This window comes from Amycolatopsis keratiniphila subsp. keratiniphila (assembly GCF_001620365.2).
GTDB classification, from domain to species: Bacteria; Actinomycetota; Actinomycetes; order Mycobacteriales; family Pseudonocardiaceae; genus Amycolatopsis; species Amycolatopsis keratiniphila.
In genome coordinates this window covers 1-6,849 of sequence record NZ_LQMT02000047.1, presented here as the reverse complement: position 1 = coordinate 6,849, position 6,849 = coordinate 1, and the positions used below count along the sequence as shown (strand labels likewise).

Here is a 6,849-nt window from a genome sequence, read left to right as displayed (position 1 = left end):
TGTTCGTCATCGTCGACGACTACGACCTGGTCGCCACGCAGACGAGCAACCCGCTGAAGCCGCTCGCCGAATTCCTCGCGCAGGCGAAGGACGTCGGTCTGCACATCGTCGTCGTCCGCCGCAGTGGTGGCGCGAGCCGGGCGATGTTCGACCCGATCCTCGGCAAGCTCAGGGAGATCGCGGCGCCCGGTATGGTCATGAACGGCTCGCGGGACGAGGGCAACCTCGTCGCCAACGTGAAGCCGAGCCAGATGCCGCCGGGACGAGGCAACCTCGTGACCCGGAAGCACGGCAAGCAGCTCATGCAGGTCTCGTGGATCCAGCCGGACTGACCTCCCGCGGAACCAGGTGAGGGACTGGCCGGGCGTGGGGTGACGACGACGATCTGCGGGAGTGGCTTGTGACAGTGCGGGTTGCGGTGGACTTCGGGACATCGAGCACCTGCGTAGTCGCTTCGATCAACGGCCGCGAGCCGCAGGTCGTCGTGGTGGACGGGCAGCCCTTGATGTCGTCGGCGGTCTACGCCGCGCCGGACGGGACGCTGTTCGTCGGCCAGGAGGCGGAACGGCAGGCGGCGGTGGACCCGTCGCGCTACGAGCCGAACCCGAAGCGCCGGATCGACGAAGGCGATCTGCTGCTGGGCGACAACGTCCTGCGCGTGACCGACGTGGTCCACGCCGTCCTGAAGCGCGCGGTGACCGAGGCGCGCCGGCTCGCCGGTGACGCCGAGGTCGAGCTGCTCGTCCTGACCCACCCTGCGGATTGGGGCGCGACCCGGACCCGGCTGCTCCGGCAGGCCGCGAACGGGCTCGCGCGCCAGGTCGCGCTCGTGCCGGAGCCGGTCGCCGCGGCGGTCTATCACGCGGCGACGTTCGCCCCGGCCGATCTCAACTCCGAGCGCACCGTCGAGTTCAGCGGCCGCCCCGGCGACGCGCTGGCGGTCCTCGATCTCGGCGGTGGCACGGTCGACGTCTCCGTGGTGCAGCGCATGCCCGGCAGCCCGGCGGATCGCAGTTCGCCCGCTAAACGCGCCGGGTTCCAGGTGCTGGCCACCCGGGGGGATCCGAGCTTCGGGGGCGCGGACGTCGATCAGGCGCTCCTGGAGCACGTGGGCTCGCTGGTGTCGGCCGCCGATCCGCCGGAATGGCGGAAGCTCGTCGAAGGCCGCGAACTCACGGACCGGCGGCGGCGCCGCGTGCTGCGGCAGGACGTGCGCGGCGCGAAGGAGACACTGTCGCGGCACGCGTACACCGACGTCCCGATGCCGCCGCCGTTCGCCGACGCGCATGTGACCAGGGAGGATCTCGAGCGGCTCATCGCGGGTCCGCTCGGGCGCGCGGTCGAGCTGACCGTGGCCGCGATCGGCGATTCCGGGCTGCGGCCGAAGCAGCTGACGGCGATCTTCCTCGTGGGCGGGTCGAGCCGGATCCCGATGGTGTCCCGGCTGGTCCACGAGCGGACCGGGGTCGTCCCCACCACGCTGGACCAGCCCGAGACCGTGGTCGCCCGTGGCGCGCTTCGTGCCGTGCTGATCGACCCGGACCGGACGGGTTCGCTGGCGGGTTCCGCGGTCTCGCGGGTCGGCGGCGCCCCCGCACCCGTTCCCGCTCCCGCGGACCGGCGCCCCGATGCGCCGCGCCCCCCGTTCCCGCCCGGCCCTCACCAGCCTGCCCCGCCCCCGCAGAGCGCGTTTAGCCCGCTAAACGCGACGCGGCAGCAGGGGCCGCCGTCGCCGCCGATGGGTCAGCAGGGGGTGGCACCCCCGCAGCCGTGGCGGCCGGGTGAGCCCGTCCGTGACACCAAACCCGCCGAGCGCGGCGGGAAGAACAAGAAGGCGCTCTGGATCATGGTCGCGGCCGTGGTGGCCGTGGCGGCGATCGCCGGTGGCGTCCTCTTCGCGGTCAACAGCGGGGAAGCCGAGCCGGAAGGCCGCACGCTCGCCCAGTACGACTACCGCTTCGTCGCGCCGCTGGATTGGACGCAGACCGACGACCGCGTCGCCAAGCGTCAGGTGGTGATCCACCCGAGCGACTCCCTCAACGGGGACGACCTCGTGGTCGCCCAGGAGTACGTGATGACCTACGACGCGACGGCCGACAGACAGAAGCTCGTCGACGAACTCGGCACCGAGGCCCGGGGCAAGCCGAATATGTACAGCGGCTTCAACGGCGCCGCGGAGTACGCCGGCAAAACCGTCATCTACTACCGCGAGACCAAGCCGGCTGCCCGCGTCGACTGGTACGTCGTCGCTCAGGGAAAGATCCGCGTCCACATCGGTTGCCAGTACGGCACCGACTCACCGCACGAACAACGGGTGAGCGCGGCCTGCGAGCAGGTCGTCAAAACGATGGTGGTCGTCAACTGAAGGGGGAGGCTCATGCCGCCCGAAGCCGAGACCGCCGCCGAACACTTCGCGCGCACAGGACGCGACGCGGTCACCTATGCCCGGCAGGTCGCCCGTACGGCCAAGGCGCGCTACGAACGCCGCCGGGGTGAGAACGCCGAACTCGCGAAGCAATTCGGCAAGGGACGGCTCGCGGGCGGCGAGACCGCGCCGACCCCCGCCGTCGTCCGGAACGCCGCGAAACGGTTCCGCGCGGGCGCCGGTCTTCCGGTTCCGGCGTTGCCGTCGGCGGCGGATTTGGTTCCCCTTCGGCCGGAACCCGTGTCCAGACGGCCACGTGTGGGTGACGACGACGAGGACTTTTCGCAGTCGCGAATCATGAGCCGTGGCGATTGACCGGCCGCTGTGCATTCGCTAAATCCCGTGGTGGAAGCCCTTTTTCCGACGTGAATCGCAGCGCGCGGGCCGGATTTCCGATGGCGGTTCCCGCCGGGAGCGTTAACGCAAGCAACTACTTGAAACCAACGAGCGACAAGAGGGAACCAGACGTGGCAGTGTCTCCGTCGTAGGTCCGTACCAAACGAACTTCACCAAGTACGGATAACCACGAACGAAGGGGGTAGCTCCCATGGCTGGCGGATTTACCGGGACAGTTGAGCAGTTCACCGAGGCCGAGAAGCGCGTGACCGAGGTCCGCGTTTCGATGGACCAGAACCTGAGCAAGCTGCGCGACAACATCGAGTCCACCCGCGCGGGCTGGACCGGTGACGCTTCGATCGCCTTCAACAACGTGATGAAGCGCTTCGACGAAGCGGGCCGTGGGCTCAACCAGGCCCTCCAGAACATCGGTGACCTGCTCGAGCAGGCCGGTTCGAAGTACAACGCGACCGAGCAGCAGCAGCAGGAGCTCATCAAGTCGGTCAACCAGGGCTTCGGCGTCCTCGGCTGATTCGGCTTCACCGCACCAAAAAAACGAAGACTTTTTTCTGATAACTGGAGGAATTCATGGGCGAGATGAAGGTCGATTACGCCACGATCCACGCGGCGGCCGACGACTGCAAGAACACCGGTGGCGAGCTGGAGGCCCTCTTCGGTCAGCTGAAGAGCGACCTGTCCCCGTTGGTCAACACCTGGGACGGTGACGCGAAGACCGCGTACATGGCCGCTCAGCAGGAGTGGGACAACAAGTTCGAGGAGCTCAAGCAGCTGCTCGCGCAGGTCGCCGGCGTGCTGCCGCAGCTGGCCGACGGCTACCAGGCCACGGAACAGGGCGTCACCGGCCTGTTCTGAGTCTCCCGGCTCCGAACGAGCAACGGCGGGCAGGCATCTTCGGATGCCGAGCCCGCCGTTTCGTTTGTGTAAAAGGAAAAGCCGCGACGACACCGTCGCGGCTTTTCCTGTCCGGGGGGGGCTCAGTGCGGTGCGCCGACCTCGAACTCCGGGGTGGTGTTGAGCACCCGGACGGTGACCTTCTTCTGCTGTCCCGCCATTTCGATCGTGCAATCGAACGTGGTGCCGTTCTCGACGGGCTGGCCGGACGGACAGTTCACGTTCTTCACGTCCGGCTCCCCGTAATGCTCGTTGAGCACGCGGACGACCCCGTCCTGGACCGACTTCTGGTCGAGGGTGTCACCCGCGAACGCGCCGAGCAGCCAGGCCCCGACGCCGCCCGCGATCACGACGGCCGCGGCGATCCCGCCGATCAGCAAGGTCTTCTTGGAAACCTTGGGTTTCTTCTCGGGTTCCGTGCCGAAAGCACCGAGCCCGCCGTACTGGGAAGGCTGTGCCTGCTGGGCGGGCTGGAACCCGCCGCCGTACTGTCCCTGCGGGGGAGTGCCCGGACTTTGTTGCTGTGCCTGCCAATCCTGCTGCTGCGGCATCGGCTGCTGCTGTTGCGGCTGCCACGCCGTGCCCGGCGCCGGAGCGGCGCTTTGCTGCCAGGGGCCGGAAAAGGAACCGGTGACGCCGGGCTGCTGCTGCCACTGCCCCGTGTAGGAACCGGTGGTCGCCGCGTTCGGGTCGCCCTGCTGCCACTGCCCGGAGTGCGGCCCGGTCGCCTGGCCTTCCTGCTGCCAGCCCTGCTGGTTCGCGGGATTCGACGGCGGCTGCCACCACTGCTGCGGCTGTTGTGGTTGCTGTGGCTGCTGTTCGGGCGGCTGGCTCATCGGTGGTCACCTCGGGACGGAGAGAACTTCACGGCGTCGGGACGAAAGCGGGTCATGCCTCAGACGCCCTTCAACTCGTTGAAGCGGCGGTTGAAGTCGTCCTTGGCCGCCTTGTCCGGCAGCACGGTGATCTGCGAGGCGTCCGGCAGCTTCGGCAGATCCTGCGTGCTCGCCTTACCGGTGAAACGGAAGTCGTAGCGCAGCTCGATCTTGTGCCCGCCGCCCTCGATCTTGGCCTCCATCACGATCTGGCTCAGCGTCCCGTCCGGGTTGAGGGAGACGGTGGTGTGCACCGGGGCCTTCTTCATCTCGGCCGTGACCGCGCTGCTGATCGACGTCGGCAGGATCTCCACCCGCCGTTCCATGAACTTCCCGAACGGGATGTCGGCACTCAGCTCGATCCGGTTCTCCGGAAGGCTTTTGGCGCCCTTCACGATCTTCTTGTCCGCGTTGTAGGACACGGCGATCGCGTCGGCCATCTTGCAGGCGGTGATGATCCCGACCCACGCGCAGGGGATGGTCAGCCCGGCTTCGGACTTCGGCATCGAAACCCACGGCGTCGGGGCGAGGCTCTTGTAGACGGGGCCGAGGTACACGTACTCGACGGTCCCGTCGCCCGGGGTGTACCAGTCGATGCTGTCGTCCGGGTTCTTCTGCGAGCGCTGACGGCTGACCCGGCTTTCCGGCGAGCCGGTGCGGGCCGAGGAGATCGTGCTGCGGATGTACTTCTCGTCGAAGCGGAAGTAGGCGCCCGACTCGCTGGTGACGTCGCGCTGGTCGCCGATGGTGTCCTGCAGCTTGTTCATCGCCGTTTCGAACTTCGTGCCGACGTAGGTCGCCGCGTCGTCGCCCTTCGGCACGGCCGTGCCCGCGCGCCCCTGGCCGCAGGCGGTGGTCAGCGCCAGCACGGCGCCCAGCACGCACAAGATGGTCGTTGGACGTTTGTTCATCGCCGTTCCCCTGATCGAGTCCCCCGCGCGCGGTGCGCGTCCGGATCGTCTCATCCTCTCCCGCGAAGGATGATGCCGTGGGCGGTTCCGCCACACCGGCGAGGTACAGTTGCGGGGCGCCCGCCGGGCGCCGGTCCTAGTATGGGACCCCGGACCGACCCCCGCTTCGCAGTAGGGTCGGGCGTGGGGGTATCTTCATATGTCGTTGTGCGCTGCGGCGCGTAAGCGCTAGGCCCGCACAGAACCCACACGCAATGTTGACGACGAGGTAGACCCTTGCCCACGTACAGCCCCAAGCCCGGCGACGTCACTCGTGCCTGGCACGTGATCGACGCCGAGGATGTCGTGCTCGGCCGGCTCGCGACCGAGGTCGCCACGCTGCTGCGCGGCAAGCACAAGCCGACCTACGCCCCGCACGTGGACACCGGTGACTTCGTCATCATCGTCAACGCCGAGAAGGTCGCGCTCACCGGTAACAAGCGCGAGCAGAAGTTCGCGTACCGGCACAGCGGTTACCCCGGTGGTCTGCGGAAGCGCTCCTTCGGCGAGCTGCTCGACACCAAGCCCGAGCACCTGCTCGAGAAGGTCGTCAAGGGCATGCTCCCGAAGAACAAGCTCGGCCGCGCCCAGGCGAAGAAGCTGAAGGTCTACGCCGGCGCCGAGCACCCGCACGCCGCGCAGCAGCCGCAGGCGCGCGAGATCACCAAGATCGCGCAGGTCGCGAAGTGAGTGAGGAACAGTCTGTGACCAGCACCGAGACCGAGGCCGTCGAGGCTGTCGAGACCCCCGCGGTCGGTGACGCCGTCGCGACCAGCGAAACCCCCGCCGCCCCGCGCCCGTCGCGCGCCGCCGGTGGCAACGCCCAGACCGTCGGCCGCCGCAAGGAAGCCGTCGTCCGGGTCCGCGTCGTTCCCGGTACCGGTGAGTTCAAGCTCAACGGCCGCACGCTCGAAGAGTACTTCCCGAACAAGGTGCACCAGCAGCTCATCCGTGAGCCGCTGGTGACGGTCGACAAGCCCGACTCGTTCGACATCTTCGCCAACCTGCACGGTGGCGGGATCTCGGGCCAGGCCGGTGCGCTCCGTCTCGCGATCGCCCGTGCGCTCGTCGAGGTCGACGCCGACGACCGTCCGGCCCTGAAGAAGGCCGGCTTCCTGACCCGTGACGCCCGCGCCACGGAGCGGAAGAAGTACGGCCTCAAGAAGGCCCGTAAGGCTCCGCAGTACAGCAAGCGCTGATCGCGCCTCTGGCGCAACCCGCGGAAGCGCCCATCCGTCTCTCGGATGGGCGCTTCCGTGTTTCCGGGGTCCTTCGGGCCCCGCTCGCCCGCCGTCCCACCTGTCACACCCGCCACACGTGCCCCATCCGTGTCGCGTTTAGCCCGCTAAAG

At 68.3% G+C, this 6,849-nt stretch carries 9 protein-coding genes; 7 read left to right on the top strand and 2 right to left on the bottom strand.

All coding sequences use genetic code 11. The features are described 5' to 3' along the window. From AVR91_RS40700 to AVR91_RS40680, 5 genes are all read left to right on the top strand, one after another. Window positions 1–332, top strand: a 332-nt coding sequence (locus AVR91_RS40700; RefSeq protein ID WP_143254262.1) for a hypothetical protein, incomplete at its 5' end; no start/stop codon positions are given. A 68-nt stretch (window positions 333–400) separates the two neighbouring features. Beyond that, on the top strand, window positions 401–2,365 hold the full coding sequence (locus AVR91_RS40695) for a type VII secretion-associated protein (protein WP_063275121.1): 1,965 nt from the start codon (window positions 401–403) through the stop codon (window positions 2,363–2,365). A gap of 12 nt (window positions 2,366–2,377) precedes the next feature. Beyond that, on the top strand, window positions 2,378–2,740 hold the full coding sequence (locus AVR91_RS40690) for a hypothetical protein (protein ID WP_063275122.1): 363 nt from the start codon (window positions 2,378–2,380) through the stop codon (window positions 2,738–2,740). Window positions 2,741–2,972: 232 nt separating this feature from the next. Next, a complete protein-coding gene (locus AVR91_RS40685; protein WP_076857549.1) occupies window positions 2,973–3,293 on the top strand; it encodes a WXG100 family type VII secretion target in 321 nt (106 codons plus the stop codon). Window positions 3,294–3,349: 56 nt separating this feature from the next. Beyond that, window positions 3,350–3,634: a WXG100 family type VII secretion target gene (locus tag AVR91_RS40680; RefSeq protein ID WP_063275124.1), complete on the top strand. Its 285-nt coding sequence runs from the start codon at window positions 3,350–3,352 to the stop codon at window positions 3,632–3,634. A 122-nt stretch (window positions 3,635–3,756) separates the two neighbouring features. Here the strand turns inward: AVR91_RS40680 and AVR91_RS40675 are convergent, their stop codons facing one another. Further along, entirely contained in the window at window positions 3,757–4,509 is a 753-nt protein-coding gene (locus tag AVR91_RS40675; RefSeq protein WP_063275125.1) for a DUF4333 domain-containing protein, read from the bottom strand. A 59-nt stretch (window positions 4,510–4,568) separates the two neighbouring features. Next, on the bottom strand, window positions 4,569–5,459 hold the full coding sequence (locus tag AVR91_RS40670; RefSeq protein WP_063275126.1) for a hypothetical protein: 891 nt from the start codon (window positions 5,457–5,459) through the stop codon (window positions 4,569–4,571). A gap of 276 nt (window positions 5,460–5,735) precedes the next feature. On the opposite strand from AVR91_RS40670, the gene rplM reads away from it, so the two are divergent. Continuing rightward, window positions 5,736–6,188, top strand: a complete 453-nt coding sequence (gene rplM, locus AVR91_RS40665) for a 50S ribosomal protein L13 (protein WP_016331117.1) — start codon at window positions 5,736–5,738, stop codon at window positions 6,186–6,188. A gap of 14 nt (window positions 6,189–6,202) precedes the next feature. Beyond that, window positions 6,203–6,697 carry a 30S ribosomal protein S9 gene (rpsI, locus tag AVR91_RS40660; RefSeq protein ID WP_007031073.1) on the top strand — a complete coding sequence of 165 codons (495 nt, stop codon included), beginning with the start codon at window positions 6,203–6,205 and terminating at the stop codon, window positions 6,695–6,697. Window positions 6,698–6,849 lie beyond the last annotated feature (152 nt).